Source organism: Snuella lapsa, from assembly GCF_039539345.1.
GTDB lineage: Bacteria > Bacteroidota > Bacteroidia > Flavobacteriales > Flavobacteriaceae > Snuella > Snuella lapsa.
In genome coordinates, this window is record NZ_BAABCY010000006.1 from 58,429 (window position 1) to 80,471 (window position 22,043).

Here is a 22,043-nt window from a genome sequence, read left to right on the forward strand (position 1 = left end):
AAAAAAATCCCATACTTAGTTGTATGGGATTGTTTCTTAATACAGGTTACTGTATTAGTCATCTCCCTGACCTCCAGTATACTGAACTTTAGAGGTTTCTGGAGATTTTAGTATATCATCTTCATTAAGATCTTGTTTAGTACATGATGTAAATGCTGTTAACACTACAGCTAGCATTAAAATAACTTTTAAGGTTTTCATATCCATTCGATTTTAGGGTTAAACTATTTTTCTCTATTTGTTAAAAAAAATACTAATAACTAAGACCTTGAAATCAAGTGTCTCGGTCGAGGGAAAAATGGAATAATTAATCTAAAATCGAATGCATAAACAATGCATACAGATTTTACTTTACTAAATTGAGGGAATTGGCATTTCTGCCTAAAAATGGATTAATTTTCTTGCGGAGCTGAGGGTAAAATTATAAATGCTCGTTAAGATGCTACTAAAGTAGGTTAAACTACCTTTATTACGAATAAATAATCGATGAAATGCATATTTAATCGATTAACTGCGTTTTATTGTTGTTTATGTATAAAATACCGTCTATATTTTAAAGTGTTGAGCCACTTCGTATTAAGCTTGTTTTGACTATTTTTGTCTTAACATCGTCGTCACCTAGGTTATTTTGGAGCCTATTAATGAGTAATTGGGCTGCATTGGCTCCAATGTCCTTTGCATGTTGTCTAATAGTTGTTAATCTTGGAATACTGTGATTAGATACCGATTTACTTGAAAAACCTATAACAGAAATATCTTTGGGAACTTTAAACCCAAAACTTATGGCTGTATTGATGGCTATAACACCCGAAGCGCTATCGGCTGCAACAACCGCATCTATACCTTTGTTTTCTTTAAAGAAGTCATGTATCTTCTTTTGGTGGTCATCATAACGTCCCATTCTTAAAGACAAAACCTGAAGATCTTGATTCTCCAAAATAGCTTTTGCATAACCTCTTTCCCTTAGCTTACCAACACTTAAATCATCTATATTGCTTATAAAAGCAATATGTTTTCTACCTTCATCTAGCAAACTTTTAGTAGCATTATAAGTCGATTCAAAATCATCTACAATAACTTTATCACACAATACGTCGTGAGCCACTCTATCAAACATAACAATTGGAAGCCCTTTCTTTATTGTATTTTTAAAGTGATCTACTTCATTTTTCATCTGTGTCTCTTGGGCTACACATAATATAAACCCATCTACACTACCATTGGCCAATAACTGTAAACTCTCTTTTTCTTTTTCTAAAGATTCGTTAGAAATACATGTAATAATGTTATAACCATGATTAGTGGCTTCTCTTTCTATTCCAAAAAGTACTTTAGCTAAAAAATGATTAAGGATATCGGGAATAATAACACCAATTGTTTTGGTTTTATTTTGCTTTAAGCTTAATGCTACCTTATTGGGTTTATAATTGTATAGTTCGGCTAGTTCCTTAACACGTTTTACTGTCTCTTCACCTATTTCCTCACTATTATTCAATGCTTTAGAAACTGTAGAAATCGAAACATTTAACTCTTTCGCCAATTGCTTTAAAGTAACCATACTATTTACACGTAATTTATAAGTAACGCAATTTACAAAAATACGTTCTTATAATACCACTGTATAAAAAATTAAGATTCAATACACTCCAAAACATAAGAAACCACCTAAAGAAGTATTCAAAAACTCCTTAACAAAAACGAATCATCACTTAATTACCTGATGGTTAACTTCTTTTTGTTTGTAACAGCTTGAACCTATTTTAGGCGGCTTCTCTTTTTTGGAGAACTTATTTTCTAAGACTTCTAATAATAGTAAGTGCATTTTTGACGTCAGCTTCTAATTTCGCATAGTCTTTGTTGGCCAATATTTCTTTTGAAATTAATTGCGAGCCCATACCAACACAAGTCACGCCAGCATTAAACCAGCCTGAAAGATTTTCTTCCGTCGGAGCAACGCCTCCGGTAGGCATAATACTAGTCCATGGTTGTGGTCCTTTAATACCTTTTACAAATTTTGGGCCATACAAATCCCCAGGGAACAGTTTAACAATCTCACATCCCAATTCTTCAGCCCTTGCAATTTCGGTTAAACTACCACATCCTGGTGACCATAGTACCTTTCTTCTATTACAGACTATGGCAATATCTTCACGTAACACAGGTGTTACAATAAAATTAGCCCCCAAAGCCATGTATAATGATGCAGCTGCAGCATCGGTTACAGAACCAACGCCCATTATCATACCCGGTAATTCTTCGATAGCATATTTTGTTAATGCTCCAAAAACTTCATGGGCAAAATCTCCTCGTGCAGTAAACTCCATTAAACGAGCGCCTCCATTATAGCAAGCCTTTAATACACTTTTACTTACTTCAATATCACTGTTAAAAAACAAAGGAATCATCCCTGTTTCTTGCATTGCATTTGCAACTTCTATTCTTGTAAATTGAGCCATTCTTATTTAAATGTTTAATTTTTTATTTGTGTAATTGTTAAATCGTTTAAGACATAACGGTTTAACAATTACACATTTATTTTATCTAGCAACACGTCCTGAAGCATCACCTCCCATTAATTTTTCAACTTCTGCAACTGTTACCAAATTAGCATCTCCTTTGATGGTATGTTTTAAACAGGATGCTGCTACTGCAAAATCCAAGGCATTTTGGTCATCTTCGGGATAGGTTAACAATCCATATATTAAACCTCCCATAAACGAATCACCTCCACCAACACGGTCTACAATATCTGTAATTTGATACTGGCGGGTTTCATACATTTTTTTGCCATCGTATAAAACACCAGCCCAGGTATTATGTGACGCAGAAATAGAACCTCTTAATGTTGTAATAACCTTTTTGGCTCTTGGGAATTTTTTCATCATTTGTTGACAAACCGACAAAAAGGCCTCTGCTTTTACATTATGACCTTCTGTTTGAACACTAATTCCTTCTGGTTTTATGCCAAAATGCATCTCGGCATCTTCTTCATTTCCTAGAATAATATCGCAATATGATGTTAATTCGGTCATGATAGCCTCCCTATCTCCTCCATATTTCCATAATTTTGCACGGTAATTCAAATCGGTTGAAATCGTGATACCCTTTGCACTGGCTGCTTTAACTGCCTCCAAGCACACATCGGCAGCACCTTGAGAAATCGCCGGTGTAATTCCTGTCCAATGAAACCATTCTACACCTTCAAAAACAGCATCCCAATTAATCATACCTAGCTCTATTTCTGCCATGGCCGAATGGGCTCGATCGTATACCACTTTACTTCCTCTAGATACTGCACCGGTCTCTAAGAAATAAATACCTAAACGATCTCCTCCATAAACAATCTTGTCGACACCAACACCGCGTTTACGCATTTCCATCATCGCACATTCACCAATATCGTTTTTTGGTAAGCGCGTTACAAAATCAACTGGTATCCCATAATTTGCCAACGACACCGCTACGTTAGACTCTCCTCCTCCATAAACCACATCAAAACTACTGGCTTGGGAAAATCTTAAAAATCCCTGTGGAGCTAACCTTAACATGATTTCTCCAAATGTTACTACTCTACTCATATTCTACTTTAAATTAAACAACTTGCTTAATCGTTTAAGCAGTTGTGTCTAAAAGAAATCAAAACATTAAATAGCATCTAGATGTTTTGATTATACCGACTAATACGTTATTTTTGCTTAAACGATTAAGCAAAGCTATAAAAAATTTGGGAAATAAAAAAAGAACGACCATAAAAGACATTGCCAACGTCTTAGATATTTCTCCTGCGGCTGTTTCTAAAGCCTTGCATGGAGACTCTCGTATTAGTGCTAAAACAATAGAAGCCGTAAAGGAAGTTGCTAAAAAACTAAATTACCAACCCAACCATCTCGCAAGTGCCTTAAGAAAAGGCAAAAGTAATTTAGTAGGCGTTATAGTTCCCAAAACTAACAGTAACTTTTTTTCTTCTGTTATCCAAAATATAGAAGAAATTTTAAACAAAGAAGGGTACAATATTATTATAACACAATCTAATGAGTCTTTTAAAAAGGAATGCAACAATATAGATGCACTTTTATTTACCCAAGTTGATGGTATCATTGCCTCTATGGCGAATGAAACTATTGATCTTGATTATTACGAAAAGATTAAGTCCTATGGGATTCCTTTAATTCTGTTTGATCGTGGTGAGAATAATTTAAATGTTGATTACATAGGTATAGATGATTACCAAAGTAGTCATCTAATTATAGAACATCTAGTAGGTCAGGGCTGTAAACGTATAGCACATATAGGAGGTTTTAAGCATACCAGAATTTACAATAATAGAATTCGTGGCTATGTTGACGCAATAAAAAAACATAATTTACCTCTTGATGATGAATTGCTGTTTGAGAGTAGTTTAACGATTGAAGACGGAAGAGAAAAAATGAACCAGTTATTAGCATTAAAAAACAGACCTGACGCCGTATATGTTGCTGGAGATTATGCTGCTCTAGGTGCTTTACAAGTATTAAAAGAAAATCGTATTAATATCCCTAAGGATATCGCTCTTGTTGGTTTTGGCAATGAACCTTTTACATCTATGGTTAGCCCAACTATTTCGAGTATCAATCAGCACAGTGGAGAAATTGGAAGACAGGCAGCTTTAACATTTCTGGAGCGTGTAAAAATGACTCCAGTAAAGCAAACATTGAACAAAATAATTCTTAATGCCGAATTGATTGTAAGGGATTCTTCTAATATTAATTGGAACCTTTAAAATTAATAATATGAATCTACCTTATGCTTGTTTAAATAGTCTGCGATCCCAATTTTTTGAGCCTCTTTTTTAAACTCTGCAGGAGCTTTTTTAAATGATTTTTTAAAACATCTAGAAAAATATTTTGGATCGTTAAAACCTGTCATGAATGCAGACTCCGAAACAGAATAACCATATTTGGTAAGTAAAACAGCGGCTTTTTTTAATCGTATAAGCCTAACAAAATCTAACAAGCTATGACCAGTCAAAGCTTGACATTTCCTATAAATACTAGAATATCCCATATTTAACATATCAGATAGTTCCTCCATTTTAAAATTCGCATCATCCATCCTTAAGTTAATATTTGCCACAAGATTTTCAAGAAAAACTTCATCTTGGGATTTCTTTTCTTTTAGATTGGGACTACTTATAAACTCTTTTCGATATTTGGATATTATATGCTCCTTAGACATAATAATATTTTTCACTTTAAGCAATAACTCATTGGTGTTAAAAGGTTTACTTATATATTCAATGGCTCCAGATTGCAACCCTGTTAACTTAGATTTGGTAGAGTTCTTAGCCGTTAACAACACAACAGGTATATGCTTTGTTAAGTGATCCTCTTGAAGTTTTTTGCACATTTCTATCCCGTCCAGTTCAGGCATCATAATATCACTTAAAATAAGATCGGGGAAGTTACTTTTAGCATAATAATACCCTTCTTCTCCATTTTCGGCTAGAATAACATTATATTCATTACAAAGGATATCCTTTAAAAAGCTTTGAAGGTCATAATTATCTTCTACAATTAAAACCGTCTTTTTTAATATATCTCCTTTGTTTTTTTCTTCTAACTGTGCCGTATTTGTTTCTTCTGGTAGTTTTGTTTCTTTAGGCTCATCTGCTATTATACGTTCAAAATCGTTATAAGATTCCTTTGCTATAGGAATAACAACAGTAAATACCGTACCATCTATTGGAGAAGACTCAACTTCTATTTTTCCTTTGTGCAGATCTACCAATTCTTTGGTGAGCGCTAATCCAATTCCCGCTCCCTTTTTGTTTTTACCAGATTTTGATTGATAAAACAATTCAAAAATATTATTCAGTTCTTCCCTAGGTATGCCTTGTCCCGAATCGGTTACTGAAAGCTTTATCATCTTTTTTGAATTAATCGGAATAACCGTTAACTGAATATTACCTTCTTGCGGCGTAAACTTGAATGCATTAGACAAAAGATTATATACAATATGCTCCAATTTCTCCTTATCATACCAAGCTTCTGATAGGTTTTTAGGACAATTAATCGCAAAATCAATGTGCTTTTTTCTTGCTAATTCCTTAAAGGACAAACCTACAGCTTCAATGTTTTCGTACAGATCATTTTTAGTTACATTTAGCCTTAATGTGTCCAACTCTTTATCCCTAACCAAAGTCAATTCACGTCCAATTTTAGAAAGCCGCTTGGCGTTGTAATCAATAATACTAAGACGTTGCTTTAACAATAAATTTCCATTAGCTTCGGCACGCTTTAACATATCCTCTATTGGGCCTAATATTAACGTTATTGGGGTTTGAATTTCATGCGACATCTTTGCAAAGAAATTCATCTTTGATGCATTTAACTCGCTATCTTTTTTATGGCTTATTTTTTCTAAAAACAGATTTTTTCTTAAAGAATACCAACGCTTTATCCCATAAGCCAACAGCCCTAATATACATATATATACAATATATGCTAGTGGTGTATTCCACAGCGGTGGTGCTATTGCAATAACAATCTTTTTTACAGGAATATCCCATACACCTTTTTTAGTTCCGGCTTTTACTTCAAAAGTATAATTACCAGCAGGTATATTAGTATACGTTGCTATACGCTCTGTATTACTTGTAATCCAATCTGCATCAAATCCCTCTAAACGGTAAGCATAATAATATTTGGGATCTAAGATATTATTGCCAACAGCCGAAAATCGGAATGAAAAAGAAGATTGTGCGTGCTTTAATTTAAGGGACTTAACATCATATAGCTCATTTGGCACCTGATCTGGAATTAAAACATTTGCTGATTGATTTAAAACTTCGATACTATTGATTTGCAACGTGGCTACCGACTGGTTTTTATTCAAGTCTTGGGGATAAAAGTAATTCAACCCTTTAAACCCTCCAAAATACAGCCGCCCATCCTTAGCTTTAAAAACACTTCTCGACATGAACACATTATCTTGTAAGCCATCAGCTTTATAGTATGTTTTTACAATAGAGTCTTTTAAATTAAAATGACAAATACCGTTGGTAGAACTCAACCATAAATTGTCGTTATCTTCCATTATTACAGCAGACAAAGACTTATCTGCTAAAGCATCCAAATCTTCAAACATGGTATAGTTATAATTCTTTGTATTAAACTTTACCAGTTTCCCGCTTCCGTTAACCATCCATATTGTGTTAGCTCCGCCTACTGCCATAGACTTAACTCCAAGTGCTCCAGCTCGTGTTTCATTATTGACAGAATTACAATTTACAAAGGATGAGGCTTTTAATTCTTCCTTATTTTCAACGAACTGAAATAGACCTCCTTCATATAATCCCAACCAAATAGTACCATTCTGATCTTCAATTATAGATTCAACAATACTTCCCTTAAGACCATACGAATTATGCGCAAAAGAAGCTAACAGCTTTTGATCTTTAGAATAGACATTTATTGAAATATCAGATCCAACCCAGATACGCCCTTTCGAATCTTTATATACTGTCCTGACATCTGACGCTTTTAGATTTCTTGAATTGGATATCTCAACCTTTTTAAACTTATCATTCTTAGTATTACAAAACCACAAACCATTTTTATAAGTCCCTAACCACAAATTAGAATTATCGTCCTCAACAATGGATTGTACGTAAAATCCTTTACTTAAAATAGCATCATTAAAATATTGCTTCTCCTTTGTGCTTCCGTCCTCATTAAAAATTATTTTCGTTATACCCTCGCCATCCGTACCTACCCATAATACGCCTTTAGAACTTTTACACATACTAAGTATTCGTAATGGCGCATTGGATTGAGATCCTTCATGATAAAAAATGCTGTTGTTGGAATTGGGCAGGATATTTACCTTTCCATAATTTGTTATCACCCACAGGTTTTTATGAGCATCTTCATTAATATCTAATATTGTATTGGTACTCAAAGAAGATTCATTTGCGTTTTGCTTTGTAAATAATGAAACATCTCCTTTTTGTGCATCTATCCTATACAGTCCGCCTCCGTCTGTTCCTCCCCAAACATATCCATTGCTATCACAATATAATGCGCGAAACATCTCCTTCCGTATATTGAACAAGCGCCCTTTAAAAAAAGTATCTTGTATAAATTGTTTATTGAGTATGTCATAAACAAATAAACCAAAGGTCTCTGTTCCAATCCAAAGTTTATTGTAGTTATCTGCAACAATAACCAAGCCTCCTGGATAATCCTTAAAAGGAGCATCTAACTCTTCTAAGTGTTTAGATTTAGCATAGTAAACAAGGATAGTACCTGTCCCATAACCTATACTTAAAAACAACTCATTGTCTGGTCCAATTTCAATATCACTAATGAAATTTTCAGGAAACATTTTCTTTGGAACCTGTGTTATACTATCAATAACCGCATGAGCATAACGATACACGGCTCCTCTCTGAGTCCCCATCCAAACCGTATCACGTTTTACCTTTATTGAAGTAATTGCTGCTCCTTTCAATAAGGGAGAAATGGCTTCAAAATGTTTATTTCCAACATTATATTTGGTAAGTAACCCCCGATGCGATAGCAACCAAATATTCTTAGAACTATCCAACACCATATCCTTAACATAGTCTCCAGATTTTCGATTTGGAAAAAGGCTATTGTTGCTTATAACTTTATACCTGTACCCATCATAAATTAACAAACCTCCCCCATAAGCCATCCAAATATTCCCTATTGAATCCTGAATGGTTTTAGAAATTCTTATATCCCGATTATTTAATGTTGGAGAAATATGACTGAAATTAGTATGATTCTGTCCAGCAGCCAAACACACTGATAACATAACTCCCACCAAAAACATATAATATTTAAACTTCCGCATAAGCTATTTTCTTAAACGATCAAAATCTCTTTACAAAATAGAATGGTTTCCTCTAGTTCCAAAAAACAATACTTCTGAGCCTCCATTTAAAAGAAGAGTAAATATATTAATAAAATTCCATGAGGGCAGCTTGTAGATCAAGTCATTACTACAAATTAAGGATAACGTTTTAATCAAAAAGGTGGACGCTTTCTGCAAGTGCGGTAAAAAACTTAAAATATCCGACTTTATGCACAAAATAGCACCATATATATGTATATATAATTAACATATTTGGAATATCAATTTAAATTCATGCAACTTTATCATAAAATATACTCATGACATCAAGACGAAATTTTGTTAAGACCACCGCCCTTGCAGGAGCAGGTGCCGCCATATTGCCTAACCTATCATTTGGAAGCATGCTAGGTTCCGATGCTCAGAAGCTCAAACTGGGTTTCATTGGGGTTGGACTAAGGGGGACCAACCACCTAAACAATGCACTGCACAGAAAGGACGTGGAGATCACGGCCATTTGCGATATCGACCCCAACAGGATCAGCATAGCCCTGGACAAGATCGACAAGGCTGGCTTTAAGAAGCCCGAGGTCTTTGGCAGCAACGATTACGACTACAGGAACCTTCTGGAACTTAAGAACCTTGATGCCGTTATTATATCCACGCCCTGGCTATGGCACACCCGTATGGCCAAGGACGCCATGCTGGCCGGCAAGTACACCGGGCTCGAGGTATCGGCGGCCAACACACTTGAAGAATGCTGGGACCTGGTAAACACACACGAGAAGACGGGCACCCATATGATGATCCTGGAGAACGTGAACTACCGTCGCGATGTACTGGCCGTACTGAACATGGTAAAGCAAAACGTGTTTGGGGAGCTGGTGCACTTTAGGTGCGGTTACCAGCACGACCTGCGCTTCGTGATGCTCAACGACGGAAAGACCGCCTATGGCAAAGGGGTGGAGTTTGGCGAAAAGGGCATATCCGAATCCGTGTGGAGGACACAGCATTCTGTTTTAAGGAATGCCGATGTCTATCCTACCCATGGCGTTGGTCCGATAGCCGCTATGTGCGATATCAACCGAGGTAACCGATTTGTATCCTTAACCTCTCACGCTACAAAAAGCCGAGGACTGCATAATTACATCGTTGATAATGGTGGTAAAGACCATCCCAATGCTAAAGTGAACTTTAAAATGGGGGACGTGATTACCTCTACCATCGAAACGGCCAACGGCGAGACCATCATCGTTACCCACGACGTATCGTTGCCAAGACCCTATTCATTGGGCTTCAGGGTACAGGGAACGAAGGGCCTGTGGGAAAAGGACGGGGACAGGATATACGTTGAAGGGCAATCGAAGCCACATCGCTGGGACGAATCCAAGGCCTGGTTAGATAAATACGATCACCCGCTCTGGAAGAAATATGGCGAACTGGCAACGGGAGCAGGGCACGGCGGCATGGATTTCTTCGTACTACAGGCCTTTGTGGAGTCTGCCAAGCAAAACATAGCACCACCGATGGATGCATACGATGCGGCCGCATGGAGTGCCATTACCCCGCTGTCGGAAGCTTCCATAGAAAACAACGGCCAACCCCAGGACTTCCCCGATTTTACCAGAGGGACCTGGATTAAACGAAACCCCTACAACTGGATGAAAGACAGTTATTAAATACGTTATTCCAATTGTTGAATCAAGGCTAAATATTACAAGGTAGCCTTGATTCCATAAAATTTTCCAAAAATGATATTAAACAAACTAAAAGCAACCATACTAGTATTAATTTTAGGTTTATTTGCTCCAATTTTTGGCCAAAGTGAACTAACTAAAAAGCCTACCAGAACTGAGCAAATTACACCAATCCTAAAAAAAACATTTAGAGAGGATCATTGTCCTCAACGTGTTCAAGGAGGAGGCACAAAAATCTACAATGGTTTTATGCAATTTAATGGCGCTATGGACGGCAACAGACAGGTCGATCCACAAATAGCCGTTGGAGGCGGGTATGTCCTACACGGTACAAATTCAGGTCTAATTATTTATGACAAAAAAGGAATTTACGTTGACGGCGTTTCTCAAAATTGTTTTAATAAAGGTATAGATCCCAAAATGTTTTTCGACCCGCATAATAAAGTCTTTGGTTTCGACCTTTGGAATCCATGGGATAAGGAAAAGAAAAAACCTGTAAACATTTCTATTTCCAAATCCGATAACCCTTCTAAAGGATGGAGCATCTACCCCGTTCCAGCACCTAACGGTGTTGACGGTGGAGGCATTGGGTTTAGCAAAAAATGGATTGGTTATTCATTCCCTGGTGGTAACGAAAAAACTTTTGTACTAAGAATGAAAGATGCCAAAAAAGGCAAGGTTGCTACTGTTTATCACTTTGAAGGAAGCTTGGGACATCCCGTTTTTACCCAAGACAATATAGACGACCTCTACTTTTTTCATCTTACTCGAGAAGAATTCATAATAACCAAAGTGACCGATGATGAAAACGGCAATCCAGTTGCTAAAGTTATAAGCAAAACAAAACATAACTTAGAACATACCAACTATCCTCCAAAGTCACCTCAAAAAGACACAGATCAACTAACATCATCTGGTGACAGAAATCCTAAAAATCTGGTCTTTCAAAATGGTTGCATTTGGATTTCGCATGCCGTAAATTACAATGGACAATCTGCTGTACAATGGCATCAAATAAAAACAGACGGCACCATTGTTCAAACGGGATTGATTGAAAACGAAAACACCAATTACATCCAAACTACTATTGCTGTTAATAAAAATAACGATGTACTTATTGGCTTTCAGGAAACCAATGCCAACATGTTTATAAGTCCGCGATTAGCCTATCGCCAAGCCAGTGATCCATTAGGAACCGTTAGAGACATTGTCAATTTAGGCAACGGTAAAGGCGCAACCAACGGCACCTCTTGGGGTGATTATAGCGGTAGTGTGATAGATGGCGATAATCTCACAGATCTCTGGACCATACAAAGTATTGCCAATAAAGAAGGAAAAGGAGAAACAGTTATCGTTAAAGTACCTTTTAAAAAATAGTTTATGATCTTAAAAAAAATAAAAAATATTTCCATTATAGCATGCTGTTTGGCTTTAGTTTTCTGCTTCACAGGTTGTCGTTCTAATAACAAATCGGAGACAGCACAAAATGCTATTGACTCTACCACGCAGGTCATTATTCCAACGGCCGGTAATAGTTGGGCAGTAAATCAATTAAGTGAAAACAAATCTGTAATTGGAAAAGAAGGTATCCATAACTGGATCAACTTAAATACTATTATCCACACCTATTTTAAAACCACAACTCCCGGAAAAGTAAATATTTCCCTAGAGGCTAAAACAAACGATGGCTCTTCCGAAATTAAAGTCACTGTTGGAGGCATTAGCAAAACGATTAAAACAGACAACAATACGTATACTACCATTCAAGTTGGAGATTTTAATATTTCAAAAGGCTATAATCGTATTGAATTACAGGGAGTAACTAAAACCGGAACGACCATTGCCGACATAAAAAATATCGTGTTAAATGGTGAAATAACCAAAAGTAAACTGTATTTCGTAAACGAAGACTTTTATTTTGGACGTCGTGGTCCTTCAGTCCATTTATCATACAAAACACCAGAGAACAAAGACGTACTTTGGTATTATAACGAAATAAATGTCCCCGAAGGAGAGGACGTTTTAGGATCATACTATATGGCTAATGGTTTTAAAGATGGCTATTTTGGAATTCAGGTGAATTCAGAAACTGAGAGACGCATACTCTTTTCTGTATGGAGTCCATACAATACCCAAAATCCTAAAGACATTCCCGACGAGTATAAAATCAAACTCCTAGGAAAAGGCGAGGGTGTAACAACCGGTGAATTTGGTAATGAAGGTTCTGGTGGCCAAAGCTATAAAGTATACAACTGGAAAGCTGGACTTACATATAAGTTCTTACTAAAAGGCGTCCCCACTAATAATGATGAGACCGATTACACCGCTTATTTCTTTACTCCCGAGGATAATGAATGGCACCTTATTGCTAGTTTTAGGAGACCAAAAACTTCAAGATATCTACAAAATTTCTACTCGTTCTTAGAAAACTTCAGAACCGATACCGGATATATTTCAAGAAAAGCAAATTACCTAAACCAATGGGTTCACACAACCGATGGCCTATGGACAGAACTTACAGAAGCTAAATTTACAGCTGATGCTACAGCCAGAAAAGAATCCAGAATGGATTACGCTGGCGGAGTTACCGGTAACACATTTTATATGAAAAACTGTGGCTTCTTTAATGAAACCACCGAGATCAATTCCATGTTTACAAGAGAAGCCAACGGCATTGCTCCCAATATAGACTTTACTAAACTAGAAGTACCTTCCATAAAAAAATAAACACATGTGTTAAATGCACTTGTTAACGATAGTTGTTGTTTTTAATTTTTTTTGAATTATTCCTTAAAGCCTTTGATGTTAACACTCAAGGGCTTTAACTTTTTATGTTAATAACTCGATTGTTTTCTTTAAAACCGGGTTTCTATTTTCTTTATTCCAAATAACAGACAGTATGGCTCGTTGGGATATCTTATTAAGGTCTATAAACTTAACTCCCATATTGTATCCCTGTTGTAATGACTTGGGGACAATGGACAATCCTAAGTTATTCTCTACCAATCTATAAATTGAACTAGCATGAATAGTATTATGAGTTACTTGGGGACTAAACCCACTATCACCAAAGATTTGCATGACCTTTTCATAATAACTCGGACTATAGGAAGCATCAAATAAAATAAAAGATTCATTTTTAAACTGCGATAAATCTTTGAAATCATCATCACTAACTGGATGATTTTTTGGCAATACCAAACAAAACACATCTTCTAACACTGGACGAATCTCCAGGTCTTTTGGCACTCTGTCCAAACGCACAAAACCAAGATCGATATCCAAAGAAAGTAAATCTTTAACTTGTTTTTGATTATCCATTTCCTTTAAAGAAAAAATAATATTCGGATGTTTTTCTTTAAACTGCAATAACAAATTAGGTATCACTTCGTGCATAGCTGAACCAACATACCCAACTCTCAAGTTCCCCCCCACACCATCATGCAACAGTTTAGCGTGATCCAAAATATAGTCCAGCTCTTTTAAGTTCCTTTCGGTTGCTTCTTTAAGATACTCTCCCGCCTTAGTAAGTACAACTTTTCTATTGTGCCTGTCAAATAGCTTAATGCCCAAATCATCTTCCATTTGCCTTATTTGCCTACTTAAACCCGGTTGCGATATGAAAAGACGCTCTGCAGCCTTTCTAAAGTGTAAATCTTCAGCAACTGCTAAAAAATATTTTAAATGCCTAAATTCTAATTGATAACCCATAGTTATTAAATAACAACTTTAATAGTCTTGTTAAGCATTAAATTTAAAAATAACTTTGTAATAATAAAAATTGAAAAAAGACATGTTCTCATACGGTACAGAAACGTTAACAATCAATAAAATTATTGAAATATCGCAGGGTAATTTAAAAGCCACTCTATCTGCTGAAACCATTGATATGGTAAAAAAATGCAGAAAAAATGTAGAGACAATGGCAAACTCCAACAAAGCAGTTTATGGTATCAATACAGGGTTTGGACCGTTATGCGATACACAAATAACACCAGAAGAAACCAATAAACTTCAAGAAAACTTACTAATAACACATGCTGTAGGTGTTGGAAAACCCATTGACAAAGAATTATCCAAAATCATGATGATCTGTAAAGTACATGCATTATGTCAAGGATTTTCAGGCATTCGTTTAGAAGTGATCGAGCGGATTATATACTTTATTGAACACAACTTATTGCCTGTAGTTCCAGAACAAGGCTCTGTAGGGGCTTCGGGAGACCTGGCTCCATTATCACATTTATTTTTACCGCTTTTAGGTAAGGGTGAATTTTGGGTTGATGATGCAATTGTCCCTGCAATGGATGCATTAAAACAACATAACTTAACACCCATTCAGCTGCAAGCCAAAGAAGGACTAGCACTGATTAACGGAACCCAATTTATTTTAGCACATGCTATTAAAGGTCTTCACAACATGGCCTATCTGTTGGATTTAGCAGATGTTGCAGGCGCTATGAGCTTAGAGGGTTTTCAGGGAAGTGCTTCCCCCTTTAAGGAAGTATTGCACCTCATTCGTCCATTTAAGGGAAGTTTAGTTGTTGCCGAACGCATGCGTTTGCTTTTGAAAGACTCTCAAAATCTTGAAAACCATTTTGACTGTCCACGAGTACAGGATCCCTATTCGATCCGTTGTATTCCTCAGGTCCACGGCGCGTCACGAAATGCGTATTACCATTTGAAGGAACTGGTGGAAATAGAGATGAATGCCGTTACCGACAATCCCATTATCATCAGTAAAACGGAAGCCATTTCCGGTGGTAACTTTCATGGACAACCACTGGCCATGGCCATTGATTACGGTGCTTTAGCGGCTTCTGAGCTGGGCAATATATCGGACAGAAGGTGTTATTTATTACTGGAAGGCAAATACGGATTACCCCGCTTACTTACGGAAGCTGGTGGCCTAAACTCGGGCTTCATGATCCCTCAATATACTACAGCTGCTTTGGTTACCGAGAACAAGTCCTTATGTTTTCCGCCTTCGGCCGACAGCGTTCCGACCTCTTTAGGGCAGGAAGACCACGTATCTATGGGAAGCATTTCAGGACGAAAATTCAACCAGATCTTAAATAATTTAGAGAGCATTTTGGCTATTGAACTCATGTACGCTGCACAAGCTTTGGAGTTCAGAAGGCCTAATACGTTTTCAGAAATTATAGAAGCCAATTTTAAAATAATCAGGAGTAAAGTTGCTAAATTAGAGGAGGACAGGATTTTAAAAGAAGATATAGACGCCATGATTCGTCTGGTTAAAACACAGGCTTTTGTAGTAAAATAAAAGACAACTATTATGACATTTCAAGAACAAATAGAACAGGGAATCCCTAGCACTTTACCTCCTAAGCACACCTACCCCAAAGGCATCAACAGAGCTCCCAGGAGAAAGGATATCTTATCAAAGGAAGAAAAGCAACTGGCCGTCCGCAATGCTTTGCGTTACTTCCCTGAAGCCTGGCATAAAGAACTGGCTATCGAGTTTGCCGAAGAGCTAAAAAACTATGGACGCATTTACATGTATCGCTTTAAGCCCGAGTATGCCATGTACGCCCGTGCCATTTCGGAATACCCTGCAAAGTCAATGCAAGCTGCGGCCATCATGGTTATGATACAGAATAACCTGGATCCTGCAGTAGCACAACACCCTGAAGAACTGATAACTTATGGTGGAAATGGTGCCGTTTTTCAAAACTGGGCACAATACTTATTAACCATGCAATACTTATCCCAGATGACAGATGAACAAACACTGCACATGTACTCCGGACATCCTATGGGATTATTTCCTTCGTCTAAAAATGCACCGCGTGTGGTAGTTACTAACGGCATGGTCATTCCCAATTATTCCAAACCAGACGATTGGGAAAAATTCAATGCGCTGGGTGTTTCACAATACGGACAAATGACTGCCGGGTCTTTTATGTATATTGGCCCTCAAGGCATTGTTCACGGCACAACCATAACGGTCATGAACGCTTTCAGAAACATTTTATCCAAAACGGAAACACCTGCGGGGAAAATATTTCTAACTGCAGGTCTGGGCGGTATGAGCGGCGCGCAACCCAAAGCCGGAAATATAGCCGGTTGTATTACCATTTGTGCAGAAGTAAACCCTAAAGCAGCCATTAAACGCCATGAACAAGGATGGGTCGATATTTTAATTGATGATATGGATGAACTGATTGTCAGAGTCCGTCAGGCTCAGGAAAACAATGAGGTGGTATCTATTGCATTTATCGGAAATGTAGTCGATATATGGGAACGCTTTGACCAGGAGAACATCTTTATTCATGTTGGCTCCGATCAGACTTCATTACACATCCCCTGGACCGGAGGGTATTATCCAGTAGGCGTGTCATACGATGAATCTAATAGGTTAATTCGCGAGGAACCTAAAGTGTTCAAAGAAAAAGTTCAGGCTTCCTTAAGACGTCATGCGGCATCTATAAACAATCATGCGAAGAAAGGCACTTATTTTTTCGATTACGGCAATGCGTTCTTATTGGAAGCATCGCGTGCAGGTGCCGATGTAATGGATCTAAACGACATTGACTTTAAGTATCCATCTTACGTGCAGGATATATTAGGCCCCATGTGCTTTGACTATGGTTTCGGTCCTTTCCGCTGGGTGTGTACATCCGGGAAAGCAGACGATCTTGACATTACAGACCAAATAGCAATGAAGGTGCTTCAAGACATTATGCTTCATGCTCCCGATGAGATCAAACAACAAATGCTAGACAATATTACCTGGATTAAAGATGCTAAAAAGAACAAGATGGTTGTAGGCTCGCAAGCTCGTATTCTGTATGCCGATGCCGAAGGTCGTGCAAAAATAGCCAAAGCCTTTAATGACGCTATTGCTACCGGTAAGATAGGCCCGGTTGTTTTAGGAAGAGATCACCATGATGTTAGTGGTACCGATTCGCCATATAGAGAAACTTCTAATATTTATGATGGCAGTAAATTTACGGCCGATATGGCCATCCATAATGTTATTGGCGACAGTTTTCGAGGTGCTACCTGGGTCTCGATCCACAATGGTGGCGGTGTTGGATGGGGTGAAGTGATCAATGGTGGTTTTGGTATGCTATTGGATGGATCGCCCGAAGCCGAAGTACGTTTAAAAAATATGTTATTTTACGATGTAAATAATGGCATTGCCAGACGTAGTTGGGCAAGAAACGATGAGGCTCTGTTCGCTATAAAGCGTGAAATGGAACGTACTCCTAATTTACAGGTAACCATTCCTAATTTAGTTGAAGACGAATTATTAAACCATCTATTTTAATGGCAATCCTATTCAAAAACATAAAAGAATTGATTCAGGTACGTAAAGAGCCTATAGCGTTTGTAGCCGGATCGGACATGAAAGAACTTCCTACCATTAAAAATGCTTATTTAGTAGTTGAAAATGGAAAAATAGCTGACTATGGGTATATGGCAGACTGTCCAACAACCCCTGTAAAAGAAACGATTGATGCTTCTGAAAAAATGATACTCCCCACTTGGTGCGACTCGCATACCCATATTGTTTATGCAGGTAATCGAGAGGGTGAATTTGTGGACAGGATTCATGGTTTATCCTATGAAGAAATTGCCAACAAAGGTGGCGGTATTTTAAATTCAGCCAGAACTTTACAGAAAACATCAGAAGAATCCCTTTACGAACAAAGTAAGGTGCGCCTAGAAGAAATTATGCAACTGGGTACGGGTGCCGTGGAGATCAAGTCAGGATATGGTCTGACGGTAGATTCGGAATTAAAAATGTTACGCATTATTAAGCGTTTAAAAGACACTTATGACCTACCTATAAAAGCAAGTTTTTTGGGCGCACATGCACTCCCTTCCGAATATAAAGGCAATCCATCGGCCTATCTGGATTTAATTGTTGGCGAGATGCTCCCTAAAATAGCAGAAGCTCAGTTGGCTGAATACATTGATATATTCTGTGAAACGGGTTATTTTTCGGTAGCCGATACGGAAGTAATCCTGGAAGCAGGCAAACGTTATGGCTTGATTCCTAAAATCCATGTTAACCAGTTTACGGCCATTGGTGGCGTACAGGCCGGTGTTAAGCATCATGCCTTATCTGTAGATCACCTTGAAGTTATGAGAGAGGAAGATATCGAAGCGTTAAAAAACACGAACACTATGCCCGTTGCCTTACCGAGCTGCTCCTATTTTTTAAGTATTCCGTATACGCCAGCCCGTAAAATGATCGATGCCGGATTACCCTTGGCCTTGGCATCAGACTACAATCCAGGTTCTACACCAAGCGGCAACATGAACTTTGTAGTGAGTACCGCCTGTATAAAAATGAAAATGACCCCGGAAGAGGCCATTAATGCAGCTACCATTAACGGTGCTTACGCTATGGGACTGGCACAGAAAGTAGGTTCTATTACGGTTGGCAAACAAGCCAACTTAATACTTACTAAATCTGTAAATTCAATAGGTTTTATTCCTTATGCTTTTGGCTCCAATCATATCGAATCTGTCTACATAAAAGGCAAAGCTGTAAAACAGGCCTAGCAAAGACCTTTTAAAAAAGTTCACACTTAACAAATTGTAGTTCAGCGGTTTTGTTATGTAAAGTCAGATTTTTTTTCTATATTTAAGAAAAGTTGCCAAATATCTACTTTTAAGACTAACATATCCCTACCTATTTTATATCCCCATATCTTTTAAATATTTGAAATCAATTGTTTAACTAAATATTTAATTGCTATGATTACACATTCAAATACCCTAAGAAGTTATCTTTTATTGTTGGTTTTTGGTCTGACTTTGGTTGGATTCAGCAACAAAACAAACACCGAGCTTTCTGCTACTACTGACACCTTTGACCACAATCAGTTTATCTTCAATGTTCACTTAAGTGGTGCAAATGAAGTTCCCGCGAATGATTCTGAAGCCTTTGGTCGGGCCATTGTAAGAATCAACAAATCAGAAACCATGATTTACTATAAAGTGATTGTTAACAACATCATGGATGTAAAAGCATCTCACTTTCATATGGCGCCTGCAGGTTCCAATAGTGGTGTTGTAGCTACTTTATTTACTGCCGGCACTTCTGGTTGGACTAATGGTCTTTTAGCCGAAGGCACTATTCAGGCTGAAAACTTACAAGGCGCACTGGCAGGACAAGAATTAAGTGCTCTTATTGATGCCATAAGAGCGGGTAACATTTATGTAAATGTTCATACTGCAACACATCCAGGTGGAGAAATCAGGGGACAATTGTAATGACTTCAACTAAGCAAAGAGATCTCAACTAAATTATTGAGATCTCTTTGTATCCTATAGTTCTTTTATTTTGTTTATTCGTCCGCAACCGTTCATCACCTCTCTGCTTACCATTTATTCCCTTTTCAAAAAATTGCTTTTAACCTTAAAGAAATCGAGACCTAAAGCTTGTTTTCCTTTTACTGATTCTCCCTGATCTCCAGAGCCTAAATACTCGAACCTGATGACAAAAGCATTGTTAATGGGTTCATTCTCTCCTAAATCTACATAAGGCGTCGTTATACCAGCATGATTCGAATAAAAGCTTTGTGTGGTTACAAGAGCTCCATTTACATAAATATTAAAACTACCGCATGATCGTCCGAGTGTGGCACTAAAAGCAATCTCAGCCTTTTCGAATTGTTCAGTAATCTTTATTTCCGCAAAATCGCCTTTAGTTTCAAACCACAAACTTTTCATGGCTCCATTACTTAATTCACCCCATTGTGGAATCTCGGCAAAGTTCTCCTTAACACCCTCTGATTTTGCAGCAATCGGCAAAATTTCAGCTTCCAAAGCATCTTCCACAACATATTGTTCTCTTGATGCTTTATCTATTAGTTGTTGCAAGTCTTCAATTTGAGGTAAATTTGCAGCAGCCCTTTTTGGCAACGGATTCCTATTGTGTTCAACACCAGGTTTGGCATACCAAAAGGTTGTTTGCGCATATTGCAGGAAATGGGATTTACTACGTTTCCCACAAGAGGACTCCACATCGAATTTTATTCGTTCCTGAAATGGAATGGCATCTAACACCCTTGTTCGGGCACAAACATTGTAACCCTTTGAATTTGGATTGGCCACAATAATATTACCTAAAAATGGTTTGGAAAACTGGTCGGCTGGTGTAGGAACTTTTCCGCCTGCCCATCCGTAATAATCTTCGGTTCCCGTACCAAAGTGTGATGGAAATTTTTCTTCAAAGTCGCCATCAACATAAATTTTTTCATCGCCTTCACCCCACCAGCCTTCAATTGGGTTTAATACTGCCCATTCATCACCAACAATAACGCCTTGGCCTTCGGCCTCTAAAAAATTCCAATCATATAAGGGAAATGTGGGTGTGGGATCGTCCATACGCCACGTAGCATAGAAATGCATGGCAGAATCATCCCATTCGTATTCATCTGTAGTAACTCTCATAGTAGCCTCTACCCCAATATCGCTATAATTTTCAAGATACAGGTTAGCATCGTCTCTAAATGGCATCATCCATCTGCATATCATCGTACCATCTTCCTTTACACTACGCTCCCACATGTCGTAGGGCTGTATCTTACCCACATTGCTAAAAAAATCACCAACAGGAGCCCAAATGGTTTCCTTACCGTCGAATTCGGCTCGTAAAACCACAGAACGTAACGTTTGTGGCAGATTTTCGGTGTTTTGCAGCTTTATTTCTAATTGGGTAATGACCGCGCCATCCTTTAATGGTAAATGAAGAGCATCTTTCTTTTTTAGTTTCTTCGATACTGAAATTAATTGTCCTGTTCCCTTTGGTTTATCATTTAGGATAGTACCTATTTCATCTCTTAAATTCAAAATTTCGTTGAATTCTTGCATGGTAAAGGTTTTTACCTTAGTGCCCTCGGGGTATTTTCTATAATTAATAATGTTATAGAAGGCTTTATTATCCATGGTAATCTTACAACTTTTGGCATAGGGTATTGGAAAATACAGATTCCCTGCCCGGGTAGACTCATCTGCAAAAGGTGCTTTTACAAAATCCTCACCCTTCACTAATTTAAAAAAGTTGGTGCTAATGGTAGGTGTGGTCGCCCCATCCAAATAAAAATTAATGTTGGCACCTGTGGTGTTATCCAAACCGTAATAAAAGCAAACGGCCCATATTTTAGTGATTACACCCGGACCATCATCTTCCATAATGACCCATTCTTTTCTACCGTTATTTTCTTCGGTTCTAATAAACCCTATACCATCACTATCGGCAAACCAACCAGGCTTGTCAGGTGAAACGGATTCCCTGTTATAGCTACTCGCCTGTAATGTGCGATAATTTGTTTCGGGAAATCTTGTTATCTGCTCACGGTCTACCATTTCATTGAGCAATGACGTCATATTGATTTCCTGAGCCACACACTTGCCAAAAAGGGCAATAAAACCAGCCCATGCACACACTAATTGGAGACAATTATTTCTCATCTAACTATGTTTCGATTAATAAAAAGGATCTCA

General features: G+C 37.7%; 15 protein-coding genes. 8 read left to right on the forward strand and 7 right to left on the reverse strand.

What is annotated here, in order from left to right:
- Window positions 1-54 precede the first annotated feature (54 nt).
- From ABD792_RS00685 to ABD792_RS00700, 4 genes are all read right to left on the reverse strand, one after another.
- Complete coding sequence (locus ABD792_RS00685) at window positions 55-201, reverse strand: hypothetical protein (protein ID WP_345003774.1); 147 nt, start codon at window positions 199-201, stop codon at window positions 55-57.
- Window positions 202-553: 352 nt separating this feature from the next.
- Window positions 554-1,600, reverse strand: a complete 1,047-nt coding sequence (locus ABD792_RS00690) for a LacI family DNA-binding transcriptional regulator (protein ID WP_345003790.1) — start codon at window positions 1,598-1,600, stop codon at window positions 554-556.
- A gap of 187 nt (window positions 1,601-1,787) precedes the next feature.
- Window positions 1,788-2,456, reverse strand: coding sequence for a bifunctional 4-hydroxy-2-oxoglutarate aldolase/2-dehydro-3-deoxy-phosphogluconate aldolase (locus tag ABD792_RS00695; protein ID WP_345003775.1), 669 nt, complete (start codon window positions 2,454-2,456; stop codon window positions 1,788-1,790).
- An 81-nt stretch (window positions 2,457-2,537) separates the two neighbouring features.
- Window positions 2,538-3,578 (reverse strand): PfkB family carbohydrate kinase, encoded by a 1,041-nt coding sequence (locus ABD792_RS00700; RefSeq protein ID WP_345003776.1) that lies wholly within the window; start codon window positions 3,576-3,578, stop codon window positions 2,538-2,540.
- A 146-nt stretch (window positions 3,579-3,724) separates the two neighbouring features.
- On the opposite strand from ABD792_RS00700, the gene ABD792_RS00705 reads away from it, so the two are divergent.
- On the forward strand, window positions 3,725-4,759 hold the full coding sequence (locus ABD792_RS00705; RefSeq protein WP_345003777.1) for a LacI family DNA-binding transcriptional regulator: 1,035 nt from the start codon (window positions 3,725-3,727) through the stop codon (window positions 4,757-4,759).
- 2 nt (window positions 4,760-4,761) lie between these two features.
- Here ABD792_RS00705 and ABD792_RS00710 read toward each other — a convergent pair whose 3' ends face one another.
- The gene (locus ABD792_RS00710; protein WP_345003778.1) at window positions 4,762-8,859 is read right to left on the reverse strand and encodes a hybrid sensor histidine kinase/response regulator transcription factor; all 4,098 of its coding nucleotides are present in this window, start codon (window positions 8,857-8,859) and stop codon (window positions 4,762-4,764) included.
- Between the two features lie 320 nt (window positions 8,860-9,179).
- Between ABD792_RS00710 and ABD792_RS00715 the strand changes: the two genes are divergently transcribed.
- From ABD792_RS00715 to ABD792_RS00725, 3 genes are all read left to right on the forward strand, one after another.
- Window positions 9,180-10,538, forward strand: a complete 1,359-nt coding sequence (locus ABD792_RS00715) for a Gfo/Idh/MocA family protein (RefSeq protein ID WP_345003779.1) — start codon at window positions 9,180-9,182, stop codon at window positions 10,536-10,538.
- A 72-nt stretch (window positions 10,539-10,610) separates the two neighbouring features.
- On the forward strand, window positions 10,611-11,933 hold the full coding sequence (locus tag ABD792_RS00720) for a hypothetical protein (protein WP_345003780.1): 1,323 nt from the start codon (window positions 10,611-10,613) through the stop codon (window positions 11,931-11,933).
- Between the two features lie 3 nt (window positions 11,934-11,936).
- Window positions 11,937-13,283 carry a DUF3472 domain-containing protein gene (locus ABD792_RS00725; RefSeq protein ID WP_345003781.1) on the forward strand — a complete coding sequence of 449 codons (1,347 nt, stop codon included), beginning with the start codon at window positions 11,937-11,939 and terminating at the stop codon, window positions 13,281-13,283.
- Window positions 13,284-13,385: 102 nt separating this feature from the next.
- Here the strand turns inward: ABD792_RS00725 and ABD792_RS00730 are convergent, their stop codons facing one another.
- Complete coding sequence (locus tag ABD792_RS00730) at window positions 13,386-14,267, reverse strand: LysR family transcriptional regulator (protein ID WP_345003782.1); 882 nt, start codon at window positions 14,265-14,267, stop codon at window positions 13,386-13,388.
- Between the two features lie 82 nt (window positions 14,268-14,349).
- Between ABD792_RS00730 and hutH the strand changes: the two genes are divergently transcribed.
- The 4 genes from hutH (at window position 14,350) to ABD792_RS00750 (ending at window position 19,808) form a co-directional block, all read left to right on the forward strand.
- Entirely contained in the window at window positions 14,350-15,840 is a 1,491-nt protein-coding gene (gene hutH / locus ABD792_RS00735; protein WP_345003791.1) for a histidine ammonia-lyase, read from the forward strand.
- A gap of 12 nt (window positions 15,841-15,852) precedes the next feature.
- Window positions 15,853-17,850, forward strand: coding sequence for a urocanate hydratase (locus ABD792_RS00740; protein WP_345003783.1), 1,998 nt, complete (start codon window positions 15,853-15,855; stop codon window positions 17,848-17,850).
- Window positions 17,850-19,094, forward strand: a complete 1,245-nt coding sequence (hutI, locus tag ABD792_RS00745) for an imidazolonepropionase (RefSeq protein WP_345003784.1) — start codon at window positions 17,850-17,852, stop codon at window positions 19,092-19,094. The genes ABD792_RS00740 and hutI overlap by 1 nt, the downstream gene beginning before the upstream one ends.
- A 195-nt stretch (window positions 19,095-19,289) precedes the next feature.
- Window positions 19,290-19,808 carry a CHRD domain-containing protein gene (locus ABD792_RS00750; protein ID WP_345003785.1) on the forward strand — a complete coding sequence of 173 codons (519 nt, stop codon included), beginning with the start codon at window positions 19,290-19,292 and terminating at the stop codon, window positions 19,806-19,808.
- A 114-nt stretch (window positions 19,809-19,922) separates the two neighbouring features.
- On the opposite strand, the gene ABD792_RS00755 is transcribed toward ABD792_RS00750, so the two are convergent.
- Window positions 19,923-22,010, reverse strand: a complete 2,088-nt coding sequence (locus tag ABD792_RS00755) for a glycoside hydrolase family 172 protein (RefSeq protein WP_345003786.1) — start codon at window positions 22,008-22,010, stop codon at window positions 19,923-19,925.
- Window positions 22,011-22,043: the final 33 nt, after the last annotated feature.

What these genes read in the sequence shown, in the direction of transcription:
- ABD792_RS00685 (WP_345003774.1), bottom strand. Translation starts at nt 201, where the DNA reads ATGAAAACCTTAAAAGTTATTTTAATGCTAGCTGTAGTGTTAACAGCA.
- ABD792_RS00695 (WP_345003775.1), bottom strand. Translation starts at nt 2,456, where the DNA reads ATGGCTCAATTTACAAGAATAGAAGTTGCAAATGCAATGCAAGAAACA.
- ABD792_RS00700 (WP_345003776.1), bottom strand. Translation starts at nt 3,578, where the DNA reads ATGAGTAGAGTAGTAACATTTGGAGAAATCATGTTAAGGTTAGCTCCA.
- ABD792_RS00710 (WP_345003778.1), bottom strand. Translation starts at nt 8,859, where the DNA reads ATGCGGAAGTTTAAATATTATATGTTTTTGGTGGGAGTTATGTTATCA.
- ABD792_RS00715 (WP_345003779.1), top strand. Translation starts at nt 9,180, where the DNA reads ATGACATCAAGACGAAATTTTGTTAAGACCACCGCCCTTGCAGGAGCA.
- ABD792_RS00720 (WP_345003780.1), top strand. Translation starts at nt 10,611, where the DNA reads ATGATATTAAACAAACTAAAAGCAACCATACTAGTATTAATTTTAGGT.
- ABD792_RS00725 (WP_345003781.1), top strand. Translation starts at nt 11,937, where the DNA reads ATGATCTTAAAAAAAATAAAAAATATTTCCATTATAGCATGCTGTTTG.
- ABD792_RS00730 (WP_345003782.1), bottom strand. Translation starts at nt 14,267, where the DNA reads ATGGGTTATCAATTAGAATTTAGGCATTTAAAATATTTTTTAGCAGTT.
- hutH (WP_345003791.1), top strand. Translation starts at nt 14,350, where the DNA reads ATGTTCTCATACGGTACAGAAACGTTAACAATCAATAAAATTATTGAA.
- ABD792_RS00740 (WP_345003783.1), top strand. Translation starts at nt 15,853, where the DNA reads ATGACATTTCAAGAACAAATAGAACAGGGAATCCCTAGCACTTTACCT.
- hutI (WP_345003784.1), top strand. Translation starts at nt 17,850, where the DNA reads ATGGCAATCCTATTCAAAAACATAAAAGAATTGATTCAGGTACGTAAA.
- ABD792_RS00750 (WP_345003785.1), top strand. Translation starts at nt 19,290, where the DNA reads ATGATTACACATTCAAATACCCTAAGAAGTTATCTTTTATTGTTGGTT.
- ABD792_RS00755 (WP_345003786.1), bottom strand. Translation starts at nt 22,010, where the DNA reads ATGAGAAATAATTGTCTCCAATTAGTGTGTGCATGGGCTGGTTTTATT.